Genomic DNA, 26,320 nt, shown 5'->3' with positions numbered 1-26,320 from the left:
AAAAAGGCCCTAACAAGAACCGTCAGGCCACGCTGCGATCCAGCGGCTGGGTCAATGGCGCATTCATGCGCGGACGTGCGGTCAGCACTTCCGGCTCGCCTTTGGTGATCAGGACCATGTGTTCATAGTGCGCACTTGCTTTGCGATCCATGGTTACCACGGTCCAACCATCGCTGAGAATCTCCGTCGCTTCGGTGCCAAGATTGATCATCGGCTCAATCGCCAAAGTCATCCCCTCGCGCAACCGGGGTTTTGCACCTTTAACTCCGTAATTCGGGACCTGCGGCTCCTCGTGGAGTTTGCGCCCCACCCCATGTCCGACAAACTCACGCACGACGGTCAGATCAAAACGACGCACGTAGTTTTCCACAGAATGACAAAGGTCACCGAGCATCATGCCGTCGCGTGCCCAGTCGACTGCGATCTCCAATGCATCTTCTGTCGCAGCAAGCAACCGTTGCACATCAGGATCAATCGGCGCAACTGGAACGGTAAGCGCATTGTCCCCCACCCAGCCATCCTTGTAGATGCCCACATCGAGTTTGACGATATCTCCCGCCTGGATGACCCGCTTGCTGCCGATGCCATGCACGACCTCTTCATTGATGCCGATGCAGATATGTCCGGGAAACGGACGAGACTTGCCACTGCGATAGTTCAGGAAAGCACTCGTAGCCCCATTCGCCTTGATCTCAGCCGCGACAAACCGGTCCACCTCTCCGGTGGTAATCCCCGGCTGCACCATGGCAGCGGCTTTCAGCAGAATGTCTCTTGCAAGACCTGCCGCACGGCGCAACCCATCAAGAGCAGGGCCGTGGCGGGTTGGTATCCGGTCAAAAGCAAAAGCCATTTCAATCTAATGTCTTGGTCTTGCTTAACTTATTGGCCGTGGAAGATGGCAAAGGAGACACCGATCAGGGCAATGATGGCAATCACCGTCCACAAGGTCACCACCAATTTGGGATTCGCAGCATGTGAACCCGATTGCGGACGATCAAAACGACCACGAATCTTGCCCTTGCGGAGGAAACCGTCGTAGTGACGTTGCAACAAATGGGTTTCCACCTGGCGCATCATGTCGAGCACCACGCCCACCAAGATGAGAATGCTGGTGCCGCCGAAGAACTGAGAAACGGTGAAGTTGAGGTTCAGTTGTTTCTGCAACAGAATCGGGAAGACATAAATCAAAGTCAGGAAGCTCGCGCCAGCAAAAGTGAGGCGGCTCATGGTGAAGTCGAGGAATTGCGCCGTGGCTTTACCAGGCTGCTTGCCAGGAATGTAACCACCGCTCTTTTTCAAGTCTTCAGCGATTTGGTTGGGTTGGAACATGGTGGCCACCCAAAAATAACTAAAGAAGAAGATCAATGCGGCCGAAATGATCACATAAGGAGGACCTGAGGTCAGCCACTGCGCCCACTGCTGCACTTGTTGATGCTGTGGGAACATGAAACCGATAATCTGCGCAGGGAACATCAGGATCGCTTGGGCGAAAATGATCGGCATGACGCCGGCATAGTTCACCTTCAACGGCATGTATTGGGTCTGGCCACCATACATTTTGCGACCCACAATGCGCTTGGCGTATTGAATGGCGATGCGGCGTTGTGCCTGGGTCAGGGAGATGATCGCAGCGATGACGGCAATCATGAGAAGCAACAACCCGAGAAGGGTCAGCGCTTCCATTGCACCGGCACCGGGTTTGCCGATATAGACTTTCCACACCTGCACCAAAGCACCGGGCAGTTCAGCCACGATGTTGATACAGATCATCAACGAAATCCCGTTACCAATCCCGCGTTCGGTGATTTGCTCACCCAGCCACATGATGAACATGCTGCCTGCGGTCATCGTCAGCACCGCACTGATCATGAATCCCAAACCAAAACCGGGCACCAGCGGGCCGTGGGTTTTGATGATCTCCTCAAGACCAGGAAGGAAGATGTTCTGTCCTGGATTCTCCAGAGAACGTGCCAGCAGGTAACCTTGCAGAAGACACAAGGCCACCGTCACAAAACGGGTCCATTGGTTGATCTTCTGACGTCCACCGTCTTCACGCGAAAGTTTGCTGATGCTTGGAACCACCGCCGTCAACAGCTGCATCATGATGCTGGCGCTGATGTAAGGCATGATGCCCAAGGCGAAGATCGCACAGTTCTGCAAACCACCACCGGTGAAGATGTTGAGAAGAGCGGTTGCTGCTTCAAAAGGATCTTCAGAACCATCCGCCCGGGAATCGATCCATGCTTGAAGCACATCGGGGTTCACACCCGGAAGGGTAATGGCGTAGCCAATCCGCACGATGACCACCATGGCCAGGGTGAAAAAGATACGCTGACGCAGTTCAGGGATTTTGAAGATGTTGACGAAGGCGGAAATCATGATGGGAAGCGGTATATAAACAGCAAGCGACTCAGGACAAGTCTGAGCCGCTTGGAAAGAACATTAAAAGCAACAACGGAGGACTATCACGCTTTTAGCGTCACCGTTCCGCCGGCTTTCTCGACTTTTTCCTTGGCGCTCGCGCTGATCTTATCAACTTCAATGTTGAGTTTGAGCGTGAGGTCGCCATTGCCAAGAAGTTTGATGGCGTCGATTTCGCCACGAACCAGACCGCACTCGCGCAAAGTCTGCTCGTTGACCGTGGCACCGTCTTCAAAACGGATGAGGTCACGCACATTGACCGTAGCGATGGTGTCTTGGAACTGGGTGTTGTTGAAACCCTTTTTGGGAAGACGACGATGCAAGGGCATCTGGCCACCTTCAAAGCCTGGACGGATGGCGCTGCCGGAACGGGCTTTCTGGCCTTTGTGACCACGACCGGAGGTTTTACCATGGCCGGAGCTTTCGCCGCAACCGACGCGTTTGCGACGATGCTTGGAGCCCTTGGCGGTTTTGAGATTATGAAGACGAAGGCTCATGAGTTCGGAACGGGAGCAGAAGGTTGATTTTAACTTGGATTAGAGGGCCTTTTTCTCAGCCAGTTTCTTGCCGCGCATGGTGAAGATCTCATCAGGGAGGCGAAGGGAGGTGAGGGCGGCAAGGGTGGCCTTGACGACGTTGGCGTGGTTGCTGGAGCCGAGGGATTTGGCGAGAACGTCTTTGACGCCTGCTGCTTCACAAACGGCACGAACTCCACCACCAGCGATGATGCCGGTGCCCGGGCTGGCGGGCTTGAGGAGGACGCGTCCACCACCATGTTCGCCGGTCACTTCGTGAGGAATGGTGGCGTTCAGGAGGTTGACGGTAACCAGATCCTTGCGGGAAGATTCGCTGGCTTTCTTGATGGCGTCGGAAACTTCGTTGGCCTTGCCAAATCCGAAGCCCACTTTGCCTTTTTGGTCACCAGCGACGACGAGCGCGCTGAAGCTGAAACGACGTCCACCTTTGACGACCTTGGCGCAGCGGTTGATGAACACGACCTTTTCGGTCATGCCATTATCTTCTGCCGGATTGGCGTTGTCTTGTCTCCTGTTGTTGTAAGCCATGACGGTAATGATTGATATTAAAACTGAAGACCCTTGGCGCGGGCGGCGTCGGCAAGTGCTTTGACTTTGCCGGTGTAGAAGAAACCGCCGCGATCAAACACGACGTTGGTGATGTTGGCGGCAAGGGCGCGCTCGGCAATCGCTTCACCCACCTTGACGGCGTTGGCGATGTTGGCGTGAACGCCAGCGAGGGATTTCTCGGCGGTCGATGCAGCAACGATGGTGCGGCTCTCGTCATCATTGATGATCTGGGCATACACTTTCGTGTTGGAGAAATGAACGGCAAGACGGGGACGGGCGGCGGAGCCACGAAGGGTCTTGCGGATGCGATGATGCACGCGACGGCGTGTCGTTTTACGGTCAATGGTGGCCATGATATTACTCCTGAAAGGCAGATTACTGGGGTTACTTCACGCTTTTGCCTTCTTTGCGGCGAACTTGCTCACCAGCATAGCGCACACCTTTGCCCTTGTAAGGCTCTGGTGGATAATAGGAACGAACGTCAGCGGCAAACTGGCCAACCAACTGTTTGTCGACACCTTCAACACTGATCTTGGTGTTGTCAGTAACGGTCACCTTCAACTCCGCAGGAATCGGGTGAAGCAAAGGATGGGAATAACCGAGGCTGAGGTCAAGCTTGTCGCCTTTGACAGCGGCACGGAAACCAACGCCCTGGATTTCAAGGTTCCTGGTGAAGCCGGTGCTGACGCCAGTGACCATGTTGCTGATCAAACGGGCGGCGGTGCCATGAAGGGCGCGCACTTTGCGATCTTCAGAAGAACGCTCGATGTTCAGGGTGGAGTCTTCCTGCTTAAGCGAGATGCCTTCCGGCATCACGTAGCTGAGCTTGCCTTTGGGGCCCTCAACGGAGACTTTGCGTGCCTCGTCAACTTTGACGCTGACTTTAGCGGGCACTGCGATGGGTTGTTTACCTACTCGTGACATGGTGTGATTCCTCAGGTGTTACCAGACGTAAGCGAGAAGCTCGCCGCCGACGTTTGCTTTGCGCGCTTTGGCGCCGGTCATCACGCCCTTCGGCGTGGAAACGATGGAGATGCCGAGACCGCCAAGCACGCGTGGGATTTCATCCACACCAACGTATTTGCGCAAACCTGGCTTGCTGACGCGTTTGACATCGGTGATGACAGCGCGTTTGCCTTGATACTTGAGGCGCACCTTGATCTGAGGTTTGCCGTCGTTGGCTTCAACCTCGTAGTTCCAGATGTAGCCTTCTTCCTGAAGGATGCGGGCGACTTCAGCCTTGATCGCGCTGAAAGGAGCAGACAACTCCTCCTTGGCAGCACGGGACGCATTTTTGATGCGTGTCAGGAAGTCGGAAATGGGATCGGTGACTACACTCATGGGACGGATTCAGTTACAGGACGAAAAATTGCGGAAGGTTCTTAGTTGGTCTCAGCAGTCGCAAGCTTGTCTTGCTGACCGGACTTGGTGCTGCGGAATGGCATGCCCATGGAGCGAAGCAGTTCACGAGCGTGATCGTCGTTGGTGGCGCTGGTCACGAAGGTGACGTCGAAACCAAGGGAACGTTTGATTTTGTCGAGCTCGATCTCAGGGAAGATGGACTGCTCGGTGATGCCGAGGGTGTAGTTGCCACGACCGTCAAAAGCACGAGGGGTGATGCCACGGAAGTCACGAATACGTGGGATGGCGGTTTTAACCAGGCGCATCATGAAGTCATACATGCGGCGGCCACGAAGGGTCACTTTGACACCGATAGGCTCACCAGCGCGCAGCTTGAAGTTGGCGATCGCCTTCTTGCTGATGGTGATGATCGGCTTCTGGCCGGTGATGAGACTGACATCTTTAACGGCGTCTTCTACGGCCTGCTTGCGATCAGCTTCTTTACCGACGGAACAGTTGATGACGATTTTCTCAAGTTTTGGAACTTGATGAATGTTCTTGAGACCAAGCTGCTGTTGCAGGCTGGCGATCAGTTTCTCTTTGTAAAGCTGCTGTAGTTCTGGTTGCATTTTGCTGGGACCCTCTTTGGTGGCTCACCCCGCAACCCGTCATTGGGTCGCGAATCAGGGGGGCGTTCAATTAGCCTTCTTTCGTTTTCTTTTCAACTAATTTCACATTAGAAATGTGAAGAGGGGCTTCTTTTTCTTGGAAACCGCCTTGTGGACGCTCTTGGGTAGGGCGAACCGACTTCTTGATCAGGTTGACACCTTCCACGAGCACACGCAGGCCGTTGGGCGGGTTTTTCTTGATCACCTGGAGCACCGCGCCGCGAGCGCCTTTGTGGGTTCCGGTGATGACTTCGACGAGATCGCCTTTGCGAACGTGGGTCTTGATGTGGCTCATGGAATTAAGTTGAGAGTAAAAAGTTGAGAGTTGAGAGTCTGATTAAAAAAGAGATTGGGGAGGAGTTGGAACTGGAGTGAAAAGGTATTTGATTCTATTTCATGCCCTCAGCTCTCAACGATGAACTCTCAACTTCTGAGCCTGCGGCTCAGAGCACCTCTGGAGCGAGGGAGACGATTTTCATGAAGTTGCGGTCGCGCAGTTCGCGAGCCACAGGTCCGAAAATACGGCTGCCACGTGGGTTGTTGTCTTTGTCGATAATCACGATGGCGTTCTTATCGAAACGGAGGATTGAACCATCAGCGCGGCGAATCGGGGCGGCGGTGCGCACCACAACGGCGCGAACGACTTCACCTTTTTTGACGGCGGCGGTCGGGGTGGACTCACGAACGTGGGCGGTGATGATGTCACCCACACCAGCGGTGCGTTTGTTTTTCTTGCCAATGACGCCAATCATCTCGGCCATACGGGCTCCGGTGTTGTCGGCAATCGGGATTTCTGATTCCATCTGCAACATATGCGTGTCCTCCTCTTTGAAACGGTTGGTTTGGTAACTTGAAAGTGAATGTAAATCTGAGCCTGGTCCTGTCTTAGTGGGCGAGCACTTCGACGAGTTTCCAGCGCTTGAGCTTGCTCATGGGGCGGATCTCTTCGATGCGAACTTTGTCACCCAGCTTGGCTTTGCCTTCTTCGTCGTGAGCGTAGAACTTCGAGGTGCGGCGGACGATCTTTTTGAACTGGGGGTGTGGCACCCGGCGTTCAACTTCAACCACGATGGTTTTGGTCATTTTGTCGGAAACCACGGAGCCAACACGCGTCTTGCGGACGGCGGCTTTCTCCACTGCGGCAGGAGCAGCGGCTTGGGTTTCGTTTTCGATGGTGGCGTTCTCGCTCATAGGGTCAGATCCTTAAATTGGTGGGTTACTACGACTACTCAGCAGCGGCAGTGCTCGTGGCCTTCTTGGCGGCTTTCTTCGCCGCTTTTTTAGCTGGAGCTTTTTTGGCGGCCTTCTTGGCTGGGGCGGCGGCTGCAGGAGCAGACTTCGCGGAAGCTTTTTTGCCGACGGTGAGGTTCAAACGGCGCTCGCTGAGGATCGTTTCGACCCGGGCAACTTCACGGCGCAAGATTTTGATGCGGGATGGGTTCTCCAACTGGCCGCTGGCCTGCTGGATACGCATGTTGAGCATGTCATGCTTCAACTCGTTGGTGCGGCGGATCAACTCTTCGTTGGTCTGCTCTCTTAATTGCTCAATTTTCATGTCGGCTCCTTGCGTGCGGCGTGGGTGATCGGGATCGTTGTTCGGGTGTTATTTGGTCAGACTCTGACGGGTGACAAAACGGGTGCGAAGACCCAGTTTGTTGGCGGCCAGACGGCAGGCGTCACGTGCGAGTGCTTCGCTCACGCCGGCCACTTCAAAAAGCATAGTGCCTGGATAAACCACGGCCACCCAGAATTCTGGAGCCCCTTTACCTTTACCCATCCTGGTTTCAGGAGGACGTGCGGTAACTGGCTTGTGAGGGAAGATACGGATGTAAACGTTGCCCTTACGCTTGAGGTGACGGGTGATGGCAATACGGCAGGCTTCGATCTGCGTATTTTTGATCCAACCGCGATCGAGAGTCTGCAAACCGAACTCGCCGTAGCTGATTTTGTTGCCGGTGGTCGCGTTGCCAGCGCGGCTTCCGCGGTGGGTCTTGCGATGCTTAACTCTGCTTGGTAACATTGCCATGTCTAGATTCTCCTAAAAAAGTCGTTCGAGGTTGGGTTGATTGGAAGTTACTCGGCAGGAGCAGCTTCGGGAGCGGGTGCCGGCGCTTGAGCAGGCGAGTATTGAGGTGGGCGCTGTTGTCCTGGGCCTGGACCACGATAGTCACCACCACCACCGCCTGGGCGTGGTCCGCGATCACGACGCTGGTTGCGGCGATCTTGGTTGGGGTTGACGGCGGTTGCGTCAAGGTCAGCTTTTTTGTTCAACCAGCATTTGATGCCGATGATGCCATAAACAGTGTTCGCTTCGGCAAAGCCGTAGTCGATGGGGATACGAAGGGTTTGAAGAGGCACTTTGCCCTGGCGATACCATTCGGCACGGGCGATGTCAGCACCACCAAGACGACCGGCGCAGCGGATACGGATGCCGTCGGCTCCGAGGTCCATGGCGGTCTGCACAGAGCGTTTCATGGCTCGGCGGAAAGAAATACGGCGCTCAAGCTGGGTGGCGACGGCCTCGGCGACCAACTGGGCATCAAGCTCAGGTTGTTTGATCTCGATGATGTCGATCTTGACCTGCTTGTTGTTGCACATCTTGGAGATCTCGCCGCTCATGACTTCGATTTCCTGACCTTTACGGCCGATCACCAAACCCGGACGGGCGGTGTGAAGGGTGACGCGAACAAGGTTCCACGCACGCTCGATGACGATCTTGGCGACGGATGCGCTGGAGAGTTTCTTTTTGAGATACTCGCGGATGGCAAGGTCGCTGTGAAGGAAATCAGCGAACTCTTTGTCCGGTGCATACCATTTGGAACGCCAGTCTTTACTGACTGCGAGACGGAAACCGATTGGATTGACTTTCTGGCCCATGATGTTGTGAGTCGTAGATTAGCAGTGCCGGGGTTATTCCTGAGTGGCGGAAGCTGGTGCTGGTTCGGGAGCTGGTGCAGGAGCGGCGGCTTTCTTGGCCTTCTCCTTTTTGGCGACTGGCGCCTTTTTCGTTTCGTCGGCTTCGCGCTGGGCAAGCACGACGGTGATGTGGCTCATGCGCTTTTTGATGGCTCCGGCTGAACCGCGGGCACGTGGCATGATGCGCTTTTGCATTCCGCCTTTGGAGGAGGTGGCGCTTTTGATGAAGAGTTCGTCGGCGTCGAGTTCGTGATTGTTCTCGGCGTTGGCGATGGCTGCCTGAAGGGTCTTGCCAACCAACTTCGCGGCTTTCTTCGGAGTGAAGGCCAGGACGTTGATAGCTTGCGAGACTGGCATGCCGGTGACAGCACGGGTGACTTCGCGGACTTTTTGGTCCGACATGCGTGCGTATTTATAGATGGATCTAACTTCCATGACGTTTCTTTTGATTAACCTTTAAATTCCGCCTCCACCTTGCCGACATCGCCAACTTTGACGCGGTCGTTAGGGTTGACGAGTTCCTGGACAATGGCTCCACTCACCCCGCTGCGGACATCCACAACAAGAGCACGTGCGACAGGCTTGTCCTGACGATAAATGGCGAAGGGCATCCCTGGATGAACCCCATGTTTGCTGCCGACGTTGAGGACGGCGATGCCGAGCTCGTCTTTCAAGCTGACGATGCTGGCGTTTTGAAGATTGCCCGAGGAGTTTTCCTCGGCGCTGCCGCGCAGACTGACGAGAGCTTTCTCTGCATCGGCGAGACGTTGTTCGAGTGACTGGCGGGCCGCTGGATCACCTTGCGCATTGGCATGAGTGAGGGCGGATTCGGACAAACCAAGAAGGGCATCGGCGAGATTGCGCTTCTGTTGTTCGAGGATGCGCAGGTCGCTCAATGCGGTGAGCAAGGTCTGCTGCAATTCCACTCCGGAGGGATCGATGGCGGCGACGCCCAATCCTTCCATCTGCACGCGAAGTTTGTCATGCGCTTCGCGGGTCTGCTCCAACTCATTGTTGGCGGCAGCCAGGCTGTCGCTGTAAGCGGTGGCTTGGGATTTGTATTTCGCCACGGACTCTTCCAATTCCGCGATGCGGGCATTGGAGTATTCCAAGGCGGTCTTCGCTTCCATCAACTCGATCGCCGGATTGCTCTGTCCAAGCACCGTCGCATGCACCAGGCAGACCAGCGCGAGAGGCGCGGCAAGCTGGGTAAGACGATGGATGGAACGGATCATGACGATGTTAAAGATAGTAGAGAAAGAAGACGACTTAGTTACTTACTTGGAGACTTTGGCGGTGTGGTTGCCGTGAGTTTTGAAAACGCGGGTCGGTGAAAATTCACCGAGGCGGTGGCCAACCATGTTTTCCGTCACGTAAACACTGAGGAAGTCTTTCCCGTTGTGAACGAGGAAGGTGTGACCGACAAAATCAGGGGTGATCATGGAGGCACGAGCCCAGGTTTTGATCGGGCGCTTCGCCTTGGTTTCATTGAGCTGGTCAATTTTGTAGAGCAGCTTCTGATTAACAAAGGGGCCTTTTTTAAGTGAGCGGGACATGGTGGGAAATGAGTTTAACGAGTGGCGTTACGATTCAGGCAGTTTCAAAAAATTACTTCTTCTTGCGGCCCTGCACGATGAGCTTGTTGGAAGCCTTCTTCTTGTCGCGGGTCTTCTGACCTTTGGCGTGGCCCCATGGGCTGAGAAGGTGCTGACGACCACCACCGGATTTGGAACGACCTTCACCACCACCGTTCGGGTGATCGATCGGGTTCATACACATACCGCGGACGGTTGGGCGGACACCAAGCCAGCGGGTGCGTCCGGCTTTGCCGCTGACGACATTCATGTGCTCGACGTTGCCGACTTGACCGATGGTTGCGTAGCAGGTGGCAAGAATCTTGCGGATCTCACCGGAAGGAAGACGCACCAGGGCGTATTTCTCTTCGCGGTTGGAAAGGATCGCTGCCTGACCGGCGGCACGGGCGAGAACGCCGCCTTTTCCTGGGATCAACTCGATGTTGTGGATCTGCGTGCCGAGAGGGATTTTGCCAAGAGGAAGGGCGTTGCCGACTTCATGGGTGGCTTTTTCACCGGCCATCACTTTCGAGCCGACTTTGAGTCCGACTGGAGCGATGATGTAGTTCTTCACGCCGTCTTTGAACTGGATCAAAGCAATGCGGGCGGAACGGTTTGGATCGTATTCGATGCCGACCACGTTGGCTGCTTCATCGCGGCGATCGCGTTTGAAGTCGATCAAACGATAGCGACGTTTGTGACCACCACCGATGTGACGGCAGGTGATGCGGCCCGTGTTGTTACGACCACCGGACTTGCGGAGTGCGACCGTAAGGCTGCGCTCTGGGGTGTCCTTGGTGATCTCGTCAAAGCTAGGAAGCTGCTTGTAACGATTCGAGGGCGTGTTGGGCTTGAAAGTTTTGAGAGCCATGACGCGAAGATTTTGAAAAGGTTAAACGGAAAAGAGAGACGGTGAACGGGCGGGGCGGGCTTAGACGAGGTCGATGCTCTCGCCAGCTTTGAGTTTGACGATGGCCTTCTTCCAATGATTGGTGCGGCCGAAATCAGCGCGACGTTCGCGCTTCTTCTTGCCTGCGTAATTCATGGTGCGGACATCGAGAACGGTTTTGCCAAAGAGCTTTTCAACCGCTTGTTTGATCTCGATTTTGTTGGCCCGAGGGTCGACGACAAAGACGTATTCGTTGTTGCGCTCGCCAAGGATGGTCGCACGCTCACTGAGACGGATGGTCTTGATGACTTGGTAAAGATCTTTCATTTCAGGCGGTTCTACGGGCAAGGGTTTCAAGGGCATCGCTCACGAGGATGATCTTGTCGCAGTTAAGGAGGTGCTCGGCATTCAACTCAGCGGCGGACATCAACAGAACGCTTTGAACGTTGCGTGCGCTGCGGAAGGTGACTTCGTCGAATTTCTCGGAGACGATCAAAACCTTTTTGGCATCGCTAAGGGCGGCGACGGCGCTGATGAAGCTTTTGGTTTTGCCGTCGGTGATGGCAAAGCTGTCAACGTTGATGACGTCGGCGCTGGCGATGCGATCCGTAAGAGCGGTGCGGAAAGCAAGGGCCTTGACCTTCTTTGGAGTTTTGATGGACCAGTCGCGGGTCTTGGGACCCCAGACAACGCCACCGCCACTCCAGATGGGGGAACGGGCGGAGCCCATACGAGCGCGGCCGGTGCCTTTTTGCTTCCAAAGCTTCTTATTCGATCCAGCAACTTCGGCGCGGGATTTGGTATTGGCATTGCCCTGGCGACGGTTCGCACGGTAGGCAGTGATGGTGTCGTGAAGCGCTTGCAAACCTTTACCTTCTTCTTCGACGAGACGAAGATTGGCGGTTTTGGCGGCTTCTAATGTGAATGTGGTGGCCATGATGTCTGTTTCCTTCCTTCTTTACTTGGCGGCCTTGGCCTTCTTCTGCTTGACTGAGTGACGAACAATGACGTAGGCGCCGTTGAATCCAGCGACCGCTCCACTGACGAGAATCACACCGTCTTCAGGACGGCTTTGGATGACTTTCAAATTCTGCGTGGTGGCACGCTCGGAACCGTAATGCCCTGGCATTTTCTGGTTTTTCCAAACGCGACCTGGGGTCAGACGGCAACCGATGGAACCGGTCCGGCGGTGCATCATGTGACCGTGGGAGGCAGGCTGACCGCTGAAGTTCCAGCGTTTCATGGCGCCGGTGAAACCGCGACCTTTGGTGGTGCCGATGACGTCGACATAAGCGCCAACTTCGAATTTCTCCGCACCAAGCTCAGTGCCGGTGGCCGGGATTTCTTCGCCTTCAGCAGTGCGGAACTCACGCAGCACATACTTGGCGCTGGCGCTGTTCTTCTTGAAGTGACCAAGCATCGGCTTGGTAACGCGGGACTCTTTCTTGTCGTTGAATCCAAGCTGCACAGCGCTGTAACCGTCGTTCTCGACCGTTTTAACCTGAATCACCTGGTTCTTCGCCACCTCAATCACGGTCACCGCGATTGCGTTCCCGTCTTCGGTGTAAACCTGGGTCATGCCCAATTTTTTGCCTATCAATCCAATGCTCATGGCGGTTGTTCCTAAAGGTGCGGGGTTAAAACTAGATGCGGATGGTGATGTCCACGCCGGAAGGGAGGTTGAGCTTTTTCAGCTCATCGACGGTGCGGGCAGTAGGGTCCACGATGTCAAGAAGACGTTTGTGGGTGCGGATTTCGAACTGGTCCATGGACTTCTTGTCCACGTGCGGGGAACGGTTCACGGTGAATTTCTCGATTCTCGTGGGCAAGGGGATCGGGCCAGCCACTTTCGCGCCGGTGCGCTTGGCGGTTTCCACGATCTCGGCAGTGCTCTTGTCGAGCACGCGATAGTCATAAGCCCGGAGGCGGATTCTGATGCGTTGGCTTTGCATGATAGGTTCTCCCGTAGTGTCGTAAAAGGGTTTCTAATTAGGCTTTCTTGCCGCCGCGCTGCTCGACGATTTGATCAACGATTTGTTGCGGCACCTGTTCGAAATGGGAAGGCTGCATGGAGTAGTTGGCGCGTCCGCTGGAAAGGGTGCGGATGGTGGTGCTGTAACCGAACATCTCAGCAAGAGGCACTTCAGCCTTCACGATGTTGACGTTGTTACGGCTGTCGATGGCGGTGATTTTGCCACGGCGACGGTTAAGGTCACCCATGATGTCGCCTTGATACTCTTCCGGCATGGTCACCTCGACGGCCATCACTGGCTCCATCATGATGCACTTGGCCTTTTTGAGGGCGTCTTTAACTGCGAAGATCGCAGCCATCTTGAAAGCGTTTTCGTTGGAGTCAACGTCGTGGCTGGAACCGTCGATGATGTCCACGTGGATGTCGACCACTTCATACCCGGCGATGATGCCGTTGTGCATCGCTTCAGCAACACCGGACTTACAAGCGTTGATGTATTCCTTTGGAATGGTGCCGCCGACGACTTTGTTCTCAATGGTGATGCCTTTGCCACGCTCGTTCGGCATGGCCTTGAGGATCACGTGACCGTATTGACCACGACCACCGGACTGCTTGACCAGCTTGCCTTCGCCATCGGCAGGAAGGGTAAGAGTTTCGCGGTAAGCGATTTGTGGCTTGCCAGCGTTGGTGTCGCACTTGAACTCGCGAAGCATACGGTCGCGAAGGATCTCAAGGTGGAGCTCGCCCATCCCAGCGATGATGGTCTGGCCGGTTTCTTCATCGGTGCGAACCACGAAGGTTGGATCTTCATCGGAGAGGCGCTGAAGGGCCATTGCCATTTTCTCCTGGTCGCCTTTGGCTTTTGGCTCAACGGCCATGCTGATCACTGGCTCAGGGAAGGAAGGTGGCTCGAGAAGAACATCGTAATCGTCTTCTGCAAGGGTATCACCGGTGGTGATGTTTTTGATGCCGACCATGGCGGCGATGTCACCGGAGTAACAGCAATCGATGTCGGTGTGCTGGTTGGCTTGAATCTGAATCAATCGGCCAACGCGCTCGGATTTGCGGGTGCGTGGATTGTAAACCACGTCGCCTTTTTTGACGCAACCGGAGTAAACGCGGAAGAACACCAACTTACCAACGAACTTATCACTCCAAAGTTTGAACGCGAGGCTCACGAACTTACCATTGTCATCAGGACGAGCTTCGATTTTGATGCTGTCATCAAGAGCGCTCTGACCTTGGGCAGCAGGAATGTCGAGAGGACCAGGAAGATAATCAACCACGGCGTCAACGAGATACTGGACACCTTTGTTCTTGAAGGCGGAACCGCCTGCCATCGGGACGATTTTCAAACCAATAACCGCGCGGCGCAGGGCGGCCTTGACGTCCTGGATGCTGATTGGCATTTCCTCGAGGAACATCATGCCGATTTCTTCGTCCACGTTGCAAAGCTCTTCGACGAGACCGTCATAAGCTTCTTTGGCGGTGGTGATTTCGTCACCTTCAAGGTCACGAGTGGAGTAGGTGGAACCAAGCTTGTCGTTATCGTGATAGATAACCGCTTTTTGGTTCACGACGTCGATTTGACCTTTGAGGTTATCTTCAGCGCCGATCGGGATCAAGATAGGCCAGGCATTGGCGCCAAGCTTCTTGCGGACATCGTCAACGACGCGAGCAAAGTCGGCACCGGTGCGGTCCATCTTATTAACGAAAGCGATACGAGGCACACCATACTTCTCAGCTTGGCGGTAAACGGTCTCGGACTGGGGCTGCACACCGGCAACGCCGCAAAGCACGAAGATGGCGCCGTCAAGAACACGAAGGGAACGTTCAACTTCAGCGGTGAAGTCCACGTGACCAGGGGTGTCAATGATGTTGACGCGAATGTCCTGACCTTCGAAACCTTTGTAGATGTCCTTCTCAGGGATCTGCTTCCACTTGGTGGTCACCGCAGCGGAGGTGATGGTGATCCCGCGCTCTTTTTCCTGCTCCATCCAGTCGGTGGTGGCGGCGCCATCATGCACTTCACCAATGCGGTGAATCATCCCGGTATAAAACAGGATACGCTCTGTGAGCGTAGTCTTGCCCGCATCGATGTGCGCGCAAATCCCAATATTGCGCGTGCGCTCAAGAGGATATTCACGATTGGCAGAGTTCAAATTGGCGGACATGGAAAAAAGCGGAGTGAGGAAAGCGAAGTCGGAAAGGAGAAAAGGGAAACCAACGCGAGTTGATTAGAAGCGGAAGTGAGCAAATGCACGGTTGGCCTGAGCCATCTTGTGAACGTCATCACGCTTGCGGATGGCGTTGCCCTGGTTGCCAGCGGCGTCACGAAGTTCGTTGGCAAGAGCGCGATGCATCGGGGTGCCTTTGCGTTTGCGGGCAAAACCCACCAACCAGCGCATGGCAAGCGACTCGGAACGGGCAGGAGCCACTTCAAGAGGAACCTGATAGGTGGCACCACCAACACGGCGGGATTTCACTTCAACGCGAGGTTTGGCGTTTTCGATGGCGCGGTTAAGCAACTCAAGAGGATCAACAGCGTCGCTCTTTTCATTCAAGGAGTCGATGGCAGCATACACGATGCGTTCAGCCAAGGACTTCTTGCCACCGAGCATGATGCGGTTGATCAAATGACCAACGATCTCGCTGTCATAACGCGAATCCTTGACCGTTGGCTTTTCGAAAACTCTTTTTCTGCGGGACATAACCTAGTGAATTGAAAGTTGAAGTAGGGTGCGAAGAGTGGACTTACTTATTTCTTCTTCTTGCCGGTATCAGCGACCTGACCTGGCTTTGGACGTTTGGCACCGTATTTGGAGCGTCCACGACGACGTTTATCAACGCCAAGGCAGTCAAGGGTGCCGCGCACAATGTGGTAGCGAACACCTGGCAAATCTTTCACCCTGCCGCCGCGAACGAGGACGATGGAGTGCTCCTGGAGGTTGTGACCTTCACCGCCGATATAAGCGATGACTTCATGCCCGTTGGTCAATCTGACCTTGGCCACTTTACGCAACGCTGAGTTGGGTTTCTTCGGCGTGCGGGTCATCACTTGCAGACAAACGCCACGACGTTGTGGACAGTTGGCAAGCGCTGGTGACTTTGATTTAACCGCTTTGTCTTTGCGGCCAAAACGCACGAGTTGGTTGATGGTGGGCATGAGTGGGATGTCAAAGATTCACGTTTCGCATCGGTTCGCGAGACGGAGAGACACGCCACCCTTGGGTGAACGCGCATTTATCCGGTGCCGCTGCCGATAGAAAGCCCGTTTTAGCGGGCTGAGAACCACGTTTCAATCTGCAAGCAGGGTGAATCGTGGGGCGTGGAGATTACCTTTTCTGTCGAGATGCGCAACTTGTTTTTTAACTTTTTCACATCCAAGATCAGCATTTAAGAAGGGTTTAGTATTTTGTCCGACTGACTTTTAAAAAGTCGATGCGCCTTCGCCAGCGATAGCGGGCGCCCTGGATTCCCACTCTCCCTAGGCACTCCCAGCATGTGCCTGACATTCCTCGAGGGCCAATGACCTTTGTTGAGAGATCCTGCCAACCTCCGCGTTTCTCGATCGGTCCTTATGAATTGTTTCATTCTCGCCTTCTTTGCCCTCTGCTTTTTCGCTCTTTGGACACAGCCAATGGCCGCGGCTGAAACCACGAAGTTGAAGCCCAATGTCCTTTTTGTCGCAGTGGACGACCTCAAGCCACTGCTCGGATGTTACGGGGATGCCTTGGCGAAGACTCCTCATATCGACCGCCTCGCCGCGCGAGGCACCGTTTTCACCCGCGCTTACTGCATGCAGGCGGTTTGTTCCCCGTCCCGCAACTCCGTGATGACCGGTCTGCGCCCGGAAGTGCTGCAAATCTACGACCTCCCCACGCACTTCCGCCTGCGCACTCCCGACGTCGTCACGCTCCCACAACATTTCAAGAACAACGGATGGAAGTCCCACGGACTGGGCAAAATCTATCACGTCGGACACGGCAATATCGACGATGCCCAAACTTGGAGTGTTCCCCACTTTCAACCCCGAGGCGGTGCTTACGTGCTTCCTGAAAATACAGTCAAAAAAAAGCCCCAGCCCCCTAAACCAAAATCCCAAATGGGTCGCGGCCCCAAAGATGGACCCGCCTTTGAAGCCGCTGACGTTCCCGACAACGCTTATGCCGATGGCAAAATCGCCGCCAAAGCCATTGATCGACTTCGTTCCTTCAAGTCGTCCAACGAGCCATTCTTTCTGGCCGTCGGATTCCTCAAACCCCACCTCCCCTTCAATGCCCCGCAGATATACTGGGACATGCACGATCCATCAAAACTCCCTCTGGCGGATCGAGATTCACCGCCCGATGGTGCCCCGCCTTTTGCGCCCCAGTCAGGTGGGGAACTGCGCAACTATGTCGGCATTCCGAAGTCCGGCCCCCTTCCCGCCGACCTTCAGCGCAAACTCATTCACGGTTATTATGCTGCCACCAGCTACATGGACGCGCAGGTCGGCCGTATTTTGGATGAACTCGATGCTCTCGGATTGAGCGAAAATACCATCATCGTCCTCTGGGGCGACCACGGCTGGCATCTCGGGGATCACGGCATCTGGTGCAAACATACCAATTATGAACAAGCGACCCGTTCACCCCTGATCATGGCCGCCCCCGGCAAATCAGGCGGACAAAAATCCGCTGCGCTCACCGAATTCGTCGACATCTATCCCACTCTTTGCGATCTCGCCAACCTACCGAAACCCACTCATCTCCGCGGCGACAGTTTCGTCACCGTGCTCGACAAGCCCGACACCTCCATCAAAGACGCCGCCTTCCAGGTTTACCCCAGGCACACCAAAGACACCGGACCTCTGCTTGGTCATGCCGTCCGCACCGAAAGCTGGCGTTATGTCGAATGGCGACGCACGAAAGATCAATCCGTGGTTGCCACCGAACTCTACGACATGCAAAACGATCCTGGCGAAACCCGCAATCTCGCCAATGAGCCCGCCCAAGCCAAAACCATCGCCAACCACCGCTCCCTGCTCGAAAAACGCCTTGCCATCCCAGCTCCCTCCGATCTCAAGCTGCTTCCTTTAAAATAGAAGAGCAACGTAGAAGGTCCGTCCCGGGCCTTTCAATATCATGCAAGGCTCGGGACGAGCCTTCTACTTTCTCAACCGACCGGCACCGAAACCGGCTCGGGTTTCAACTCCGATTTCTCCCTGGCTGCTCCAGCAGACCTGGCCACCTCCGGCTCGCGGCCCCAACTCTTCCAACCCTCCTTCAGTTCCAGCACCGCCCACTGCCTCAGCAATCCCAGAATCTGCCACATGTCGCTGCGCGCCAGGGTGTATCCCTTCAACAAGAATCGATTCCCCTTGTTGGCCTTGCCCAACATGCCCAGTCGACGACGTCGACGCGCAATCTTCGCAAAGCGCGCATTGTAGGTGCTCATCAACGCTGCAAACAAACGACCACTCGGAGGAGAAAACGGCGGCATCGTCAATGCCTCAATCCCCTCGTTAAATGGCGGCTCCACAACCCCCTGATAATACAAACCGAGATCCATCCGAAATGCCAGTTTCAGCAAATCATACTCTCCGATGTAATCATACTTGTCCTTGTAGAGCGACCTGAACCAGCGGTCGTAGCACACCCGGAAATCGCGATTGTGCTTCACAATCAATTCCGTCATCGGCTTGCCATTGCGCTGCTGGGCGATCAACCTCGCCGCACTCGTTGCAGAAAACGAGATCCAGTCCATCCCCGGACTATAAAACGGATCCAAAAACGCCGCTGCATCCCCCACCAAAACGAATCCGTCCCCCGAAAAGGTCGTCGAACAATACGGCAAATTGCGCCTCCAGAGCACATCCTCCTCCACGTATTCCGCATCCGCCAGCATCTCCCGCCCCACTGGATGCTCCATCAAAAATGACTTGATGCGATCCCCCAGCTTGCCGCCCTCCGGCCACTTCACCAGACGCTGATCAAAGACCACCCCCACACTCACATCCCCACCCTTGAGCGGAATCCACCAGCTCCACCAGCCATCGCCAATCACGTGGTTCGTCGCCGTTCCTCGGATCCCATAAGAAACCGAGGCCCACTCTGGAAACTTCTTCGCCAACTCCAGTCCGTCCCAGTCCTTCACACCCTTCCAACGCGACCAGGCCGAAGCCGTCGGATGCTCCTCATTCGCCCGCCACCAGCCATTTTTCCGCGCCAACAATGCCGCCATTCCCGACGCATCGACCACCCACCGGGCTTTCACCGAAAACGTCTCATCTCCCCGCCTCACCTCCAGCTTCTGCATCCCCCCTTCATTCAATTCCACCTCCCGCACCGTTGCGGGACGGATCACCGTTGCCCCCGCCTGCGCCGCGCGACGCAGCACCTCCTCATCAAACGTCGAACGATCCAATTGAAACGATGCCAGTCTCGCCAGATAGCGTGGACCGATCTCGCTCGCCTGATCCAGCGACTCCACCTCATCATTCGCAAACCAAAACCGCAGCCCCTGCTTGGCGATGTGATTTTCGTTCAGATACTGCGTCATCCCCAGCACCCGGCAGATGAAAAACGCGCTCACCTCCACCGTCGCTTCACCTACTTTGCGCGACATCTTTTCCGACCGCTCCACGATCAGCACGCGAATTCCCGGATTATCACGCATCAACAAAATCGCCGTCGCCGCCCCTGACAAAGCCCCGCCAATCACGGCCACGTCATAATCATGTTCAGCATTGATGCCACCCGCTGCGTCAAAAATCATGGCCCATCATGCGTCGGTCAGCGGGAAAAATCAACCTCAGCCCCACTTTTGGTGATCTCCTCATCCTCCAGCTTGAATTCCGACGGTGCCTTCAAAAACCGCAACACTGCGCGACCACCCACATCATCGGCCGCGCTCAGCTTCTTAAAAATGCTGCCGTGATCCCGGTCCGCCACCTTCAGCAGATGCGCCGCCTCGTGACCAGCCACCCGGCACAACGCAACGAAATACGCATTCTCCTCCAAACGCGCCGGCCAGTCCTTGTCCCCCATCAGCAACAACATCGGCGGCCCCTCCTTCCCCGCGAAATGCACCGGAGCCGCCTCATCCGCCACCGTCCGGTTCTTGTCCTGACCCCGCTCCACCCGCACCGTGAAATGGGTCATCGTCTGCCCGCTCACCGGCACCAATCCCGCCAAGTCCTTCAACCCCAGCCCCACTCCGGCAAGATGGCGCTCATCCAGACCAATCATCAACGCCATGTATGCCCCCGCCGAATGCCCGCCTACAAAAATCCGGTTCACATCCGCCCCACGCGCTCCCAGGTGATCCTTCGCCCACTTCACCGCCGCCGCCCCATCCTCAAGATAGGTGGGAAACTTCACCTTCGGGCTCAACCGATAATTTGCCACCACCACGGCCACCCCCGCCTTCGCCAAGCTGCCCGCCACCTCCGGCATGTTGTCCTTTGTCTTGTCGCCTCCCGTCAGCCCACCTCCGTGAAACCAAACCATCACCGGAAAATTCGTCCCCGTCGTCGGCAGATACACATCCACCTTGCAACGCTCCTTCTCATATTCCGTCAGTCCGTCCCCTGACTTGTAAGGCACATCCTCCAACACTTTTATCGCAGGCACCTCCCCCCAAGCACACTGGGCCACCACCGCAAACACCCAACCCAACACTAAAACTCTCGACATCATTCCCACCATACGTCCTTGCAGCAGCCATCCTTGCCTCACCCACGTTTACCGCAAAAACCAGAACTCCCCTGTATTCAGCAACGCCCACACCACATCCTGCATTCCATCCCCGCCATTCGCCTGCACCACAGCCTCGGCCATCTGGCTCTCTCCCGTCGTCGGCATCCGGCCCAAGATCTCTATAAAAAAATCCTCAACCCCACGAATTTTCCCCCAAACCGGCGAATCGGTCGCCCGTTTTATCAAATCCCCACTCATCATGAATCGCGCCACAGCGTGCGACATCAAGCCCCCATCCGAATCCGACCACGCCCTGCCGCCTCGACCCAAAATCCGCAACGGATGCCCGTGAGGCAACACTTCTGGCAACAGCCACGCCTGTTTCTCCCCCGCCCAACCCGCCAGGGCATCCCACACCACCTCGGCCGGCAATCTCCGCAGCACCGGCGCAGGCAAAAATCGATTTAGCTCGATCGAGTCACCCGAAGGCACCCAAACCTCCCGTTGATAAGCACGCGTATGGGCCAGCACCCGTTGAAACTCCCCCATTCGCCGCCCACACCGATCCCATTGCCTTCGCAGCAGCGTCCAAAATTCTTTATGCGCATCACTTGTGCCCCAATCGATGTCCATCGGCGACCGCAATCCCCTCCCCAGAGTCTCACAATGGTTCATCGTCCCCACCAACTCATCCGGCGTTTCCGCCGCCATCCCTCGATGCACCGAATTGTAAACCCTCAGTGGCTGCCCAAACATCCACTGCCAAACCCGAAACACCGCCACCTCCTGAAAGCGCTCATTGTTCTCCCCCGCCATCCACTCGCTCAACGCCACACGCACCCCGTCCTTCCACTCGCCCCCCGTCAACTTGTCCCCAAAGTGCGAAACCGGCAGCGCCGCAATCTTCACCAGCTCACCCGGGCTTCCATTTCGATACTGGTAGTTTTCCGGCAGCCGCGTTGGCACCGGCTCCTCCGCCAGCTTCTTTCCGCCATCCCCCTCCACCACCCGGTTGAACGCACCCGCCAACTCGTAAAACTGCCGCTGTGACGCGTCGCCAAACGGATCATCGTGACACGCCGCACACTGGACATCCATCCCCAGCAATGCCCGCATCGACTCCGCCACCGTCTGCCTGACCTCCCCCGCATCACTCAGCAAATACCCCGCCGCCGGATCTTCCTTCATCGACCCCTTGGCCAATAGCAACCGCTTCACCAAACCGTCATAAGGCACATCCTCCACTACTTCACCCTTCAACCACTCCACATACGGTCGCAAAGAAACGCCATCGACCTCATCCTTCACCCTCAAGGCATCCGCCAGCCGACGAAACCGCCAGCGATGCGCCTCCGGCAACGCCGCCACCTTGTCGATCCAAATCGCCCTCTTGTCCGCATCGACATCTTCCAAAAACTCCCGCACCTCCGACCCCGTCGGCAATCTTCCCGCCACATCCACCATCAATCGCCGCAAAAAATCTTCATCCGCTGCCTCAACCGGCATCTTCAAGATCCCCCTCTCCCCCTCCATCCGCATCACCTTCTCCAAACCCGCGTCAATCTCCGCCGCCGCCTCATCGACCTCCTCCCGCGAAAGTCCCCTCACCTCCGCTGCCCACCCACTTCCGACGAAAAATAGAATCAGGAAGCAACGCATCCCTCTCAAACGCCCCAGTTGAGAAAACCTTAGTGGATCTCATTCCTCATCCATCGCCGGCCGCACCCCCACCTCATTCAAGTGCGCCAAAAGATCCGCCGGATCCGCATATACCCGATACGCCCCCGCCCTCTCCAGTTCATCCTGACCATACCCACCCGATAGCAAACCCACCCCCAACGCCTTCGCCCGTCTCGCCGCCAGCAAATCCCACACACTGTCCCCAATCACCACCGAATTCTGAATGTCCACCCCCAGCTTCGCCGCCGCCGCGAGGAACAAGTCCGGATCAGGCTTCGCATGCCGAACCATGTCGCGCGTCACCACCGGCACATCATCTCCGATCCCCAAAATCTTCAAATTCGGCCCCGCCGTCTCCAACCGACCACTCGTCGCCACCGCCCAAGGCACCTTCATCTCCGTCAAATACGCCAACAACTCCTTCGCCCCCGGCAACGGCCTCACCTGCGACACCAGCCTCTGATACGCCGCTGCATGTCCGCGCTGCAATTTCTCCACCTGCTCCCGCTCCAGCTTGATCCCCGTCTCCTGCATCAACGCATTCAAAAACAACCCGCCACTCATGCCAACCCGACGGTGAATCCGCCACACCGAAAGCTCAATGTTCGACTCCTCCAGCGCCTCCCGCCACGCCAGCACATGCTGATAAACACTGTCCACCAACGTCCCATCCAGATCGAACAAAAACGCCGGTGGTGGACTTGAAGTAATCGAATCACTCATCAAACACCATACGTTTGCCGCTCCGCATCCGTTCTGCTCTTATTCGATCAACCTTCACTCCAAATCTCAAAACTCTTGCACCGTCGCCATCCAGCGCCAACACTTCCCCTCCTTTCCACCCTTCTCCTTATCCCGACCCACCATGATCAAACTTACCGGCATCTCCGACGAAGCAGGCGCACCTCTCGAAGTGCAAATCAAAATCCACCAGGAACTCGGCTGGGATAGCATCGAAGCCCGCAACATCGAAATCGACGGCATCAAAGGCAACCTCCACGAAGTTCCCGAACCCATTTTCGACAAAGCCTGCGAAATGCTCGCCGCCGCCAACATGAAAGTCGCCGGCTTCGGCTCCGTCATCGGCAACTGGGCCCACAAAATCGAAGACCCCTTCTCCATCACCGAAGCTGAAATCGCCCGCGCCATTCCGCGCATGCAAAAACTCGGCACCCAGCTCATCCGCATCATGAGCTACGCCGTCTGCAAAGACGCCGATGGCAACGATCTCCCCGACCAATTCGACGACGAACGCATCAAACGCGTCGCTGAAATTAAGAAACGTTTCGACGACGCCGGCCTCACCGTCATCCATGAAAACTGCATGAACTGGGGCGGCATGAGCCCTACCTACGTCCAGCGCATGAACGACGCCGTTCCCGGCCTCAAATGGGTCTTCGACACCGGCAACCCCGTCATCATTGCCGATCGCGACAAACCCGGCCAGCAGCAGGACTCATGGGAAATGTATCAGGCCATCAAACCCCACATCGCCCACGTCCACATCAAAGACGCCTTCTACAATCCCACCAAAAAAGACGGGGATTATCAATATCCCGGTGAAGGCGCCGGTCAGGTCGAAAAAATCTGTGCCGACCTCATCGCCAGCGGTTACGACGGCTACATCAGCATCGAACCCCACGTCGCCGTCGTCTTCCACGGAGCCGGTGCCGCCGACGACCTCTCCCCCGAAGCCAAAGCCAAGGAGCAATACGACAGCTACCTCAAATACGGTCAAAAGATGGAAGCCCTGCTCAAAAAGCTCAACGCCCCCCTCGGCTAACTTGACTTCTGGTCATAGGTAATTTCATGGGTCCTTTGTGGGCGAGCGTCACGCTCGCCCTCTTTTTGCCCGCATCGCTCTCGCCAACAAAACCCCCAACGCCACCAAACAAACCCCCACCAAAACTGACCGCAAAAAAGCCGCCATCGGCAGCGAAATTCCGATCCCGGTCGCCAGCGCCACATAACCCACCACACAAGCCGGACACTTCGGCACCAACGCCAGCACCACACCTGGCACCAGCCATCCGACCCAACCCAGTCGCGATGCAGGCCGCCGGACCTGGATTCGCGACTGACAGCACGCACGCATTTTCACGCGCAGGCCTCCACTGCTCCAGAACCACAACTTTTCGCACGAGCAGCGCCCCCATCAAGATCATACCGATCATGGTAGCGAACCCATTCCATCGAGAAGCTTAGTCCGTCCTCATCCCGACCCTTCGGCACCAAGTCAAGAATTCGATAAGTGCCCATCAAAGACTCCACCCCACGCCCATACGCCGAGTAAGTATGGTAAACGTCACCGGCAGCATCCTTGCAAAAAACACTCACCCCCGGAGCCTCTGCACTCGGAAACTCCTGCAGCTTGTAATTGTAGTTCACCCTGCCCTGCTCCCGATCCTCGTCATCAAATGACACGCGGAAGTCACCATTAAAATCCCCGCCAAAAGACGACACCCACGGAAACTCCCAACCCATCCGTTCCTTGAACCCCTCAATCTTGGCCAACGGCGCACGCGACACCGCCACCAAACTCACATTGCGTGCCGCCAAATGCGCCAGCGTTCCATCGAAGTGATCCGACACAAACGAACAACTCGGACACCCCTCCTGCCATTCAGGTCCGAACATAAAATGATACACCACCAACTGCTCGCGACCCGCAAACAGATCCGCCAGCGACCTCTTGCCATCAGCAGTATCAAAAACATAATCCTTTTCTACCTTCACCCACGGCAGCCGTCGCCGTGCTTCACTCAATTCATCCATCGACCGCGAGGATGCCTTCTCCTTTTCCAACAGCTCCTTGCGGGCCGCGATCCATTGATCCTGCGATACCACAGGATGCTTCTGCTCATCAATCATGGTTCTGGTGCTCATCTCATTTCTTCCTTTCGTTTCATTTCAGTTATCTTGAAAAATCTCCGCAACTCACAGGCCGTCACTTCTTCTCCAAAAACTCCGCCAACGTCTCCACGATCCTGCTCCATCCGCCTGCGTGACTGTCCCTCGATTCCACCGTGGCAAATCGTGTATGCATCAGCACCAGCTCTGTGCGATCCCCCCGGCGCAAAAACTCCACCGTGATCAATGACGTCTTGCCCTCCACCTCACCGAACTCCTCCCCGCTGCCATCCTTCTCCCAATCCCACGTATAAACCAGCCGCTCCGGCACCTGCACCTCCCGGAACTCGCCCACCGCCGTGAAATACTCCCCTTCCTCATTCTGCATCTGAATACGGAACTTCCCACCCACCCGCACATCCATCATCGCCCAAGGAATCACCATCCCCGGCTCCGGCCGCATCCAATGCTTCACATGCTCTGCCGAAGTCCACGCTTCAAACGCCAGCTCCGGCGATGCATTCAATACCCGCCTCACGATCAAGGTCGCGTTGTCCGGTTTCTCCACTTCATTTTTGGTGATCAAGTTCATCTGGTGTTTCTGGTTTCTCGTTGGTTTTCTGATTTTTAAGTGTCTCCAAATAGTCTTCAAACTGGTCGAGATTCGCCTCCCAGAATCTCCGGTAACGATCAACCCACCCCAGCGCCTCCTGCATCGGCTTGGCGCCCAACGCCAGCGAATGCACCCGCCCCAAACGCTCGCGCTTCACCAGCCCCGCCTTCTCCAACACCCCCAGATGTTTCGACACCGCCGCCAGCGACATCGCATGAGCATGCGACCGCGCCAGATCCGTCACGCACTCATCCCCGTTCGCCAGCTGCGCCAGAATCTGCCGGCGCGTCGGATCAGCCAACGCCGCAAAAGTCCGATCCAACAGTTCTGAGTCATATTCAACCATTTGGTTGAATATTAGAGCCAAAAGAATTGCCTGCAAATAAAAATTGAAACTCGCCAGCTTTTCTGGCCTTGATGACCACAAAGTGCCGCCATGGCAGGGTCATGTCCGTGCCGGTGTCAGGCTACTGGTAGTCCGACGCAACGTCGGCTCTCCATCATAGGGGTAGGGACGGCGCATTGGTTTGCGCCGCCCCTCCCTCCGAACCGGACTGGCGGGTTTCCCGCATCCGGCTCTCCGATTGTTGAGTGCTGACAGTGGTTTCCCACTTGCGTCAGGTTTCAGG

Annotated in this window: 35 protein-coding genes; 2 read left to right on the top strand and 33 right to left on the bottom strand. The window is 55.9% G+C overall.

Annotated features, from left to right (window positions below; all coding sequences use genetic code 11):
• Positions 1–22: 22 nt before the first annotated feature.
• The 25 genes from map to rpsL form a co-directional block, all read right to left on the bottom strand.
• Complete coding sequence (gene map / locus FEM03_RS18735; protein ID WP_138087826.1) at positions 23–850, bottom strand: type I methionyl aminopeptidase; 828 nt, start codon at positions 848–850, stop codon at positions 23–25.
• 29 nt (positions 851–879) lie between these two features.
• Entirely contained in the window at positions 880–2,379 is a 1,500-nt protein-coding gene (gene secY, locus FEM03_RS18730) for a preprotein translocase subunit SecY (RefSeq protein WP_138087825.1), read from the bottom strand.
• Between the two features lie 86 nt (positions 2,380–2,465).
• Positions 2,466–2,918, bottom strand: coding sequence for a 50S ribosomal protein L15 (gene rplO, locus FEM03_RS18725; protein WP_138087824.1), 453 nt, complete (start codon positions 2,916–2,918; stop codon positions 2,466–2,468).
• Positions 2,919–2,957: 39 nt separating this feature from the next.
• Positions 2,958–3,485, bottom strand: coding sequence for a 30S ribosomal protein S5 (gene rpsE / locus FEM03_RS18720; RefSeq protein WP_138087823.1), 528 nt, complete (start codon positions 3,483–3,485; stop codon positions 2,958–2,960).
• A 17-nt stretch (positions 3,486–3,502) separates the two neighbouring features.
• Positions 3,503–3,859, bottom strand: a complete 357-nt coding sequence (rplR, locus tag FEM03_RS18715) for a 50S ribosomal protein L18 (protein WP_276609663.1) — start codon at positions 3,857–3,859, stop codon at positions 3,503–3,505.
• A gap of 31 nt (positions 3,860–3,890) precedes the next feature.
• Entirely contained in the window at positions 3,891–4,430 is a 540-nt protein-coding gene (rplF, locus tag FEM03_RS18710; RefSeq protein WP_138087821.1) for a 50S ribosomal protein L6, read from the bottom strand.
• Between the two features lie 18 nt (positions 4,431–4,448).
• Positions 4,449–4,847 (bottom strand): 30S ribosomal protein S8, encoded by a 399-nt coding sequence (gene rpsH / locus FEM03_RS18705; protein WP_138087820.1) that lies wholly within the window; start codon positions 4,845–4,847, stop codon positions 4,449–4,451.
• A 41-nt stretch (positions 4,848–4,888) separates the two neighbouring features.
• On the bottom strand, positions 4,889–5,476 hold the full coding sequence (gene rplE, locus FEM03_RS18700; protein WP_138087819.1) for a 50S ribosomal protein L5: 588 nt from the start codon (positions 5,474–5,476) through the stop codon (positions 4,889–4,891).
• Positions 5,477–5,546: 70 nt separating this feature from the next.
• Positions 5,547–5,810: a 50S ribosomal protein L24 gene (gene rplX, locus FEM03_RS18695; RefSeq protein WP_138087818.1), complete on the bottom strand. Its 264-nt coding sequence runs from the start codon at positions 5,808–5,810 to the stop codon at positions 5,547–5,549.
• A 148-nt stretch (positions 5,811–5,958) separates the two neighbouring features.
• On the bottom strand, positions 5,959–6,327 hold the full coding sequence (gene rplN / locus FEM03_RS18690; RefSeq protein WP_138087817.1) for a 50S ribosomal protein L14: 369 nt from the start codon (positions 6,325–6,327) through the stop codon (positions 5,959–5,961).
• A gap of 73 nt (positions 6,328–6,400) precedes the next feature.
• Positions 6,401–6,706 carry a 30S ribosomal protein S17 gene (gene rpsQ / locus FEM03_RS18685; protein ID WP_138087816.1) on the bottom strand — a complete coding sequence of 102 codons (306 nt, stop codon included), beginning with the start codon at positions 6,704–6,706 and terminating at the stop codon, positions 6,401–6,403.
• 34 nt (positions 6,707–6,740) lie between these two features.
• Complete coding sequence (gene rpmC, locus FEM03_RS18680; protein ID WP_138087815.1) at positions 6,741–7,070, bottom strand: 50S ribosomal protein L29; 330 nt, start codon at positions 7,068–7,070, stop codon at positions 6,741–6,743.
• Between the two features lie 48 nt (positions 7,071–7,118).
• Positions 7,119–7,541, bottom strand: a complete 423-nt coding sequence (gene rplP, locus FEM03_RS18675; protein WP_166442993.1) for a 50S ribosomal protein L16 — start codon at positions 7,539–7,541, stop codon at positions 7,119–7,121.
• A 47-nt stretch (positions 7,542–7,588) separates the two neighbouring features.
• Positions 7,589–8,392 (bottom strand): 30S ribosomal protein S3, encoded by an 804-nt coding sequence (rpsC, locus tag FEM03_RS18670; RefSeq protein WP_138087814.1) that lies wholly within the window; start codon positions 8,390–8,392, stop codon positions 7,589–7,591.
• Between the two features lie 33 nt (positions 8,393–8,425).
• Positions 8,426–8,866 carry a 50S ribosomal protein L22 gene (gene rplV, locus FEM03_RS18665; RefSeq protein ID WP_138087813.1) on the bottom strand — a complete coding sequence of 147 codons (441 nt, stop codon included), beginning with the start codon at positions 8,864–8,866 and terminating at the stop codon, positions 8,426–8,428.
• 14 nt (positions 8,867–8,880) lie between these two features.
• Complete coding sequence (locus FEM03_RS18660; protein WP_138087812.1) at positions 8,881–9,666, bottom strand: hypothetical protein; 786 nt, start codon at positions 9,664–9,666, stop codon at positions 8,881–8,883.
• 42 nt (positions 9,667–9,708) lie between these two features.
• Entirely contained in the window at positions 9,709–9,987 is a 279-nt protein-coding gene (gene rpsS / locus FEM03_RS18655; protein ID WP_138087811.1) for a 30S ribosomal protein S19, read from the bottom strand.
• Between the two features lie 52 nt (positions 9,988–10,039).
• On the bottom strand, positions 10,040–10,876 hold the full coding sequence (gene rplB, locus FEM03_RS18650; protein ID WP_138087810.1) for a 50S ribosomal protein L2: 837 nt from the start codon (positions 10,874–10,876) through the stop codon (positions 10,040–10,042).
• Between the two features lie 60 nt (positions 10,877–10,936).
• Positions 10,937–11,221: a 50S ribosomal protein L23 gene (gene rplW, locus FEM03_RS18645; RefSeq protein WP_138087809.1), complete on the bottom strand. Its 285-nt coding sequence runs from the start codon at positions 11,219–11,221 to the stop codon at positions 10,937–10,939.
• A gap of 1 nt (position 11,222) precedes the next feature.
• Positions 11,223–11,831 (bottom strand): 50S ribosomal protein L4, encoded by a 609-nt coding sequence (gene rplD, locus FEM03_RS18640; RefSeq protein ID WP_138087808.1) that lies wholly within the window; start codon positions 11,829–11,831, stop codon positions 11,223–11,225.
• A 21-nt stretch (positions 11,832–11,852) separates the two neighbouring features.
• Positions 11,853–12,506, bottom strand: coding sequence for a 50S ribosomal protein L3 (gene rplC / locus FEM03_RS18635; RefSeq protein WP_138087807.1), 654 nt, complete (start codon positions 12,504–12,506; stop codon positions 11,853–11,855).
• 31 nt (positions 12,507–12,537) lie between these two features.
• A complete protein-coding gene (gene rpsJ, locus FEM03_RS18630) occupies positions 12,538–12,846 on the bottom strand; it encodes a 30S ribosomal protein S10 (RefSeq protein WP_138087806.1) in 309 nt (102 codons plus the stop codon).
• Between the two features lie 37 nt (positions 12,847–12,883).
• Positions 12,884–15,040: an elongation factor G gene (gene fusA, locus FEM03_RS18625; protein WP_138087805.1), complete on the bottom strand. Its 2,157-nt coding sequence runs from the start codon at positions 15,038–15,040 to the stop codon at positions 12,884–12,886.
• Positions 15,041–15,103: 63 nt separating this feature from the next.
• Positions 15,104–15,577 carry a 30S ribosomal protein S7 gene (rpsG, locus tag FEM03_RS18620; protein WP_138087804.1) on the bottom strand — a complete coding sequence of 158 codons (474 nt, stop codon included), beginning with the start codon at positions 15,575–15,577 and terminating at the stop codon, positions 15,104–15,106.
• A gap of 47 nt (positions 15,578–15,624) precedes the next feature.
• Positions 15,625–16,032 carry a 30S ribosomal protein S12 gene (gene rpsL, locus FEM03_RS18615; RefSeq protein ID WP_138087803.1) on the bottom strand — a complete coding sequence of 136 codons (408 nt, stop codon included), beginning with the start codon at positions 16,030–16,032 and terminating at the stop codon, positions 15,625–15,627.
• 474 nt (positions 16,033–16,506) lie between these two features.
• Here rpsL and FEM03_RS18610 point away from each other — a divergent pair, with 474 nt between their 5' ends.
• Positions 16,507–17,952 (top strand): sulfatase, encoded by a 1,446-nt coding sequence (locus tag FEM03_RS18610; RefSeq protein WP_138087802.1) that lies wholly within the window; start codon positions 16,507–16,509, stop codon positions 17,950–17,952.
• Positions 17,953–18,023: 71 nt separating this feature from the next.
• Here FEM03_RS18610 and FEM03_RS18605 read toward each other — a convergent pair whose 3' ends face one another.
• From FEM03_RS18605 to FEM03_RS18590, 4 genes are read right to left on the bottom strand one after another with little or no spacing between them, the layout of a single operon-like run.
• Positions 18,024–19,625: an NAD(P)/FAD-dependent oxidoreductase gene (locus FEM03_RS18605; RefSeq protein ID WP_138087801.1), complete on the bottom strand. Its 1,602-nt coding sequence runs from the start codon at positions 19,623–19,625 to the stop codon at positions 18,024–18,026.
• Between the two features lie 17 nt (positions 19,626–19,642).
• A complete protein-coding gene (locus FEM03_RS18600) occupies positions 19,643–20,545 on the bottom strand; it encodes an alpha/beta hydrolase (protein ID WP_206171076.1) in 903 nt (300 codons plus the stop codon).
• 48 nt (positions 20,546–20,593) lie between these two features.
• Positions 20,594–22,207, bottom strand: a complete 1,614-nt coding sequence (locus FEM03_RS18595) for a DUF1549 domain-containing protein (RefSeq protein ID WP_138087799.1) — start codon at positions 22,205–22,207, stop codon at positions 20,594–20,596.
• Between the two features lie 39 nt (positions 22,208–22,246).
• Positions 22,247–22,951 carry an HAD family hydrolase gene (locus FEM03_RS18590; protein WP_138087798.1) on the bottom strand — a complete coding sequence of 235 codons (705 nt, stop codon included), beginning with the start codon at positions 22,949–22,951 and terminating at the stop codon, positions 22,247–22,249.
• Positions 22,952–23,093: 142 nt separating this feature from the next.
• On the opposite strand from FEM03_RS18590, the gene FEM03_RS18585 reads away from it, so the two are divergent.
• On the top strand, positions 23,094–24,011 hold the full coding sequence (locus FEM03_RS18585; RefSeq protein ID WP_138087797.1) for a sugar phosphate isomerase/epimerase family protein: 918 nt from the start codon (positions 23,094–23,096) through the stop codon (positions 24,009–24,011).
• 48 nt (positions 24,012–24,059) lie between these two features.
• Here FEM03_RS18585 and FEM03_RS24535 read toward each other — a convergent pair whose 3' ends face one another.
• From FEM03_RS24535 to FEM03_RS25685, 4 genes are all read right to left on the bottom strand, one after another.
• Entirely contained in the window at positions 24,060–24,329 is a 270-nt protein-coding gene (locus FEM03_RS24535) for a hypothetical protein (RefSeq protein ID WP_138087796.1), read from the bottom strand.
• Positions 24,326–25,114: a DUF899 domain-containing protein gene (locus tag FEM03_RS18575; RefSeq protein ID WP_138087795.1), complete on the bottom strand. Its 789-nt coding sequence runs from the start codon at positions 25,112–25,114 to the stop codon at positions 24,326–24,328. The genes FEM03_RS24535 and FEM03_RS18575 overlap by 4 nt, the downstream gene beginning before the upstream one ends.
• Before the next feature lie 61 nt (positions 25,115–25,175).
• A complete protein-coding gene (locus FEM03_RS18570) occupies positions 25,176–25,670 on the bottom strand; it encodes an SRPBCC family protein (protein WP_138087794.1) in 495 nt (164 codons plus the stop codon).
• The gene (locus tag FEM03_RS25685; RefSeq protein WP_138087793.1) at positions 25,648–26,037 is read right to left on the bottom strand and encodes an ArsR/SmtB family transcription factor; all 390 of its coding nucleotides are present in this window, start codon (positions 26,035–26,037) and stop codon (positions 25,648–25,650) included. Before FEM03_RS25685 ends, FEM03_RS18570 begins: the two co-directional genes overlap by 23 nt.
• Between the last annotated feature and the right edge of the window lie 283 nt (positions 26,038–26,320).

The sequence above is a fragment of the Phragmitibacter flavus genome (genome assembly GCF_005780165.1).
Taxonomy (GTDB): Bacteria; Verrucomicrobiota; Verrucomicrobiia; order Verrucomicrobiales; family Verrucomicrobiaceae; genus Phragmitibacter; species Phragmitibacter flavus.
Note: the sequence above shows the minus strand (reverse complement) of the source record. Positions and strands in the feature narration are given on the sequence as shown.

What these genes read in the sequence shown, in the direction of transcription:
- map (WP_138087826.1), bottom strand. Translation starts at nt 850, where the DNA reads ATGGCTTTTGCTTTTGACCGGATACCAACCCGCCACGGCCCTGCTCTT.
- secY (WP_138087825.1), bottom strand. Translation starts at nt 2,379, where the DNA reads ATGATTTCCGCCTTCGTCAACATCTTCAAAATCCCTGAACTGCGTCAG.
- rplO (WP_138087824.1), bottom strand. Translation starts at nt 2,918, where the DNA reads ATGAGCCTTCGTCTTCATAATCTCAAAACCGCCAAGGGCTCCAAGCAT.
- rpsE (WP_138087823.1), bottom strand. Translation starts at nt 3,485, where the DNA reads ATGGCTTACAACAACAGGAGACAAGACAACGCCAATCCGGCAGAAGAT.
- rplR (WP_276609663.1), bottom strand. Translation starts at nt 3,859, where the DNA reads ATGGCCACCATTGACCGTAAAACGACACGCCGTCGCGTGCATCATCGC.
- rplF (WP_138087821.1), bottom strand. Translation starts at nt 4,430, where the DNA reads ATGTCACGAGTAGGTAAACAACCCATCGCAGTGCCCGCTAAAGTCAGC.
- rpsH (WP_138087820.1), bottom strand. Translation starts at nt 4,847, where the DNA reads ATGAGTGTAGTCACCGATCCCATTTCCGACTTCCTGACACGCATCAAA.
- rplE (WP_138087819.1), bottom strand. Translation starts at nt 5,476, where the DNA reads ATGCAACCAGAACTACAGCAGCTTTACAAAGAGAAACTGATCGCCAGC.
- rplX (WP_138087818.1), bottom strand. Translation starts at nt 5,810, where the DNA reads ATGAGCCACATCAAGACCCACGTTCGCAAAGGCGATCTCGTCGAAGTC.
- rplN (WP_138087817.1), bottom strand. Translation starts at nt 6,327, where the DNA reads ATGTTGCAGATGGAATCAGAAATCCCGATTGCCGACAACACCGGAGCC.
- rpsQ (WP_138087816.1), bottom strand. Translation starts at nt 6,706, where the DNA reads ATGAGCGAGAACGCCACCATCGAAAACGAAACCCAAGCCGCTGCTCCT.
- rpmC (WP_138087815.1), bottom strand. Translation starts at nt 7,070, where the DNA reads ATGAAAATTGAGCAATTAAGAGAGCAGACCAACGAAGAGTTGATCCGC.
- rplP (WP_166442993.1), bottom strand. Translation starts at nt 7,541, where the DNA reads ATGGCAATGTTACCAAGCAGAGTTAAGCATCGCAAGACCCACCGCGGA.
- rpsC (WP_138087814.1), bottom strand. Translation starts at nt 8,392, where the DNA reads ATGGGCCAGAAAGTCAATCCAATCGGTTTCCGTCTCGCAGTCAGTAAA.
- rplV (WP_138087813.1), bottom strand. Translation starts at nt 8,866, where the DNA reads ATGGAAGTTAGATCCATCTATAAATACGCACGCATGTCGGACCAAAAA.
- FEM03_RS18660 (WP_138087812.1), bottom strand. Translation starts at nt 9,666, where the DNA reads ATGATCCGTTCCATCCATCGTCTTACCCAGCTTGCCGCGCCTCTCGCG.
- rpsS (WP_138087811.1), bottom strand. Translation starts at nt 9,987, where the DNA reads ATGTCCCGCTCACTTAAAAAAGGCCCCTTTGTTAATCAGAAGCTGCTC.
- rplB (WP_138087810.1), bottom strand. Translation starts at nt 10,876, where the DNA reads ATGGCTCTCAAAACTTTCAAGCCCAACACGCCCTCGAATCGTTACAAG.
- rplW (WP_138087809.1), bottom strand. Translation starts at nt 11,221, where the DNA reads ATGAAAGATCTTTACCAAGTCATCAAGACCATCCGTCTCAGTGAGCGT.
- rplD (WP_138087808.1), bottom strand. Translation starts at nt 11,831, where the DNA reads ATGGCCACCACATTCACATTAGAAGCCGCCAAAACCGCCAATCTTCGT.
- rplC (WP_138087807.1), bottom strand. Translation starts at nt 12,506, where the DNA reads ATGAGCATTGGATTGATAGGCAAAAAATTGGGCATGACCCAGGTTTAC.
- rpsJ (WP_138087806.1), bottom strand. Translation starts at nt 12,846, where the DNA reads ATGCAAAGCCAACGCATCAGAATCCGCCTCCGGGCTTATGACTATCGC.
- fusA (WP_138087805.1), bottom strand. Translation starts at nt 15,040, where the DNA reads ATGTCCGCCAATTTGAACTCTGCCAATCGTGAATATCCTCTTGAGCGC.
- rpsG (WP_138087804.1), bottom strand. Translation starts at nt 15,577, where the DNA reads ATGTCCCGCAGAAAAAGAGTTTTCGAAAAGCCAACGGTCAAGGATTCG.
- rpsL (WP_138087803.1), bottom strand. Translation starts at nt 16,032, where the DNA reads ATGCCCACCATCAACCAACTCGTGCGTTTTGGCCGCAAAGACAAAGCG.
- FEM03_RS18610 (WP_138087802.1), top strand. Translation starts at nt 16,507, where the DNA reads ATGGCCGCGGCTGAAACCACGAAGTTGAAGCCCAATGTCCTTTTTGTC.
- FEM03_RS18605 (WP_138087801.1), bottom strand. Translation starts at nt 19,625, where the DNA reads ATGATTTTTGACGCAGCGGGTGGCATCAATGCTGAACATGATTATGAC.
- FEM03_RS18600 (WP_206171076.1), bottom strand. Translation starts at nt 20,545, where the DNA reads ATGTCGAGAGTTTTAGTGTTGGGTTGGGTGTTTGCGGTGGTGGCCCAG.
- FEM03_RS18595 (WP_138087799.1), bottom strand. Translation starts at nt 22,207, where the DNA reads ATGCGTTGCTTCCTGATTCTATTTTTCGTCGGAAGTGGGTGGGCAGCG.
- FEM03_RS18590 (WP_138087798.1), bottom strand. Translation starts at nt 22,951, where the DNA reads ATGAGTGATTCGATTACTTCAAGTCCACCACCGGCGTTTTTGTTCGAT.
- FEM03_RS18585 (WP_138087797.1), top strand. Translation starts at nt 23,094, where the DNA reads ATGATCAAACTTACCGGCATCTCCGACGAAGCAGGCGCACCTCTCGAA.
- FEM03_RS18575 (WP_138087795.1), bottom strand. Translation starts at nt 25,114, where the DNA reads ATGAGCACCAGAACCATGATTGATGAGCAGAAGCATCCTGTGGTATCG.
- FEM03_RS18570 (WP_138087794.1), bottom strand. Translation starts at nt 25,670, where the DNA reads ATGAACTTGATCACCAAAAATGAAGTGGAGAAACCGGACAACGCGACC.
- FEM03_RS25685 (WP_138087793.1), bottom strand. Translation starts at nt 26,037, where the DNA reads ATGGTTGAATATGACTCAGAACTGTTGGATCGGACTTTTGCGGCGTTG.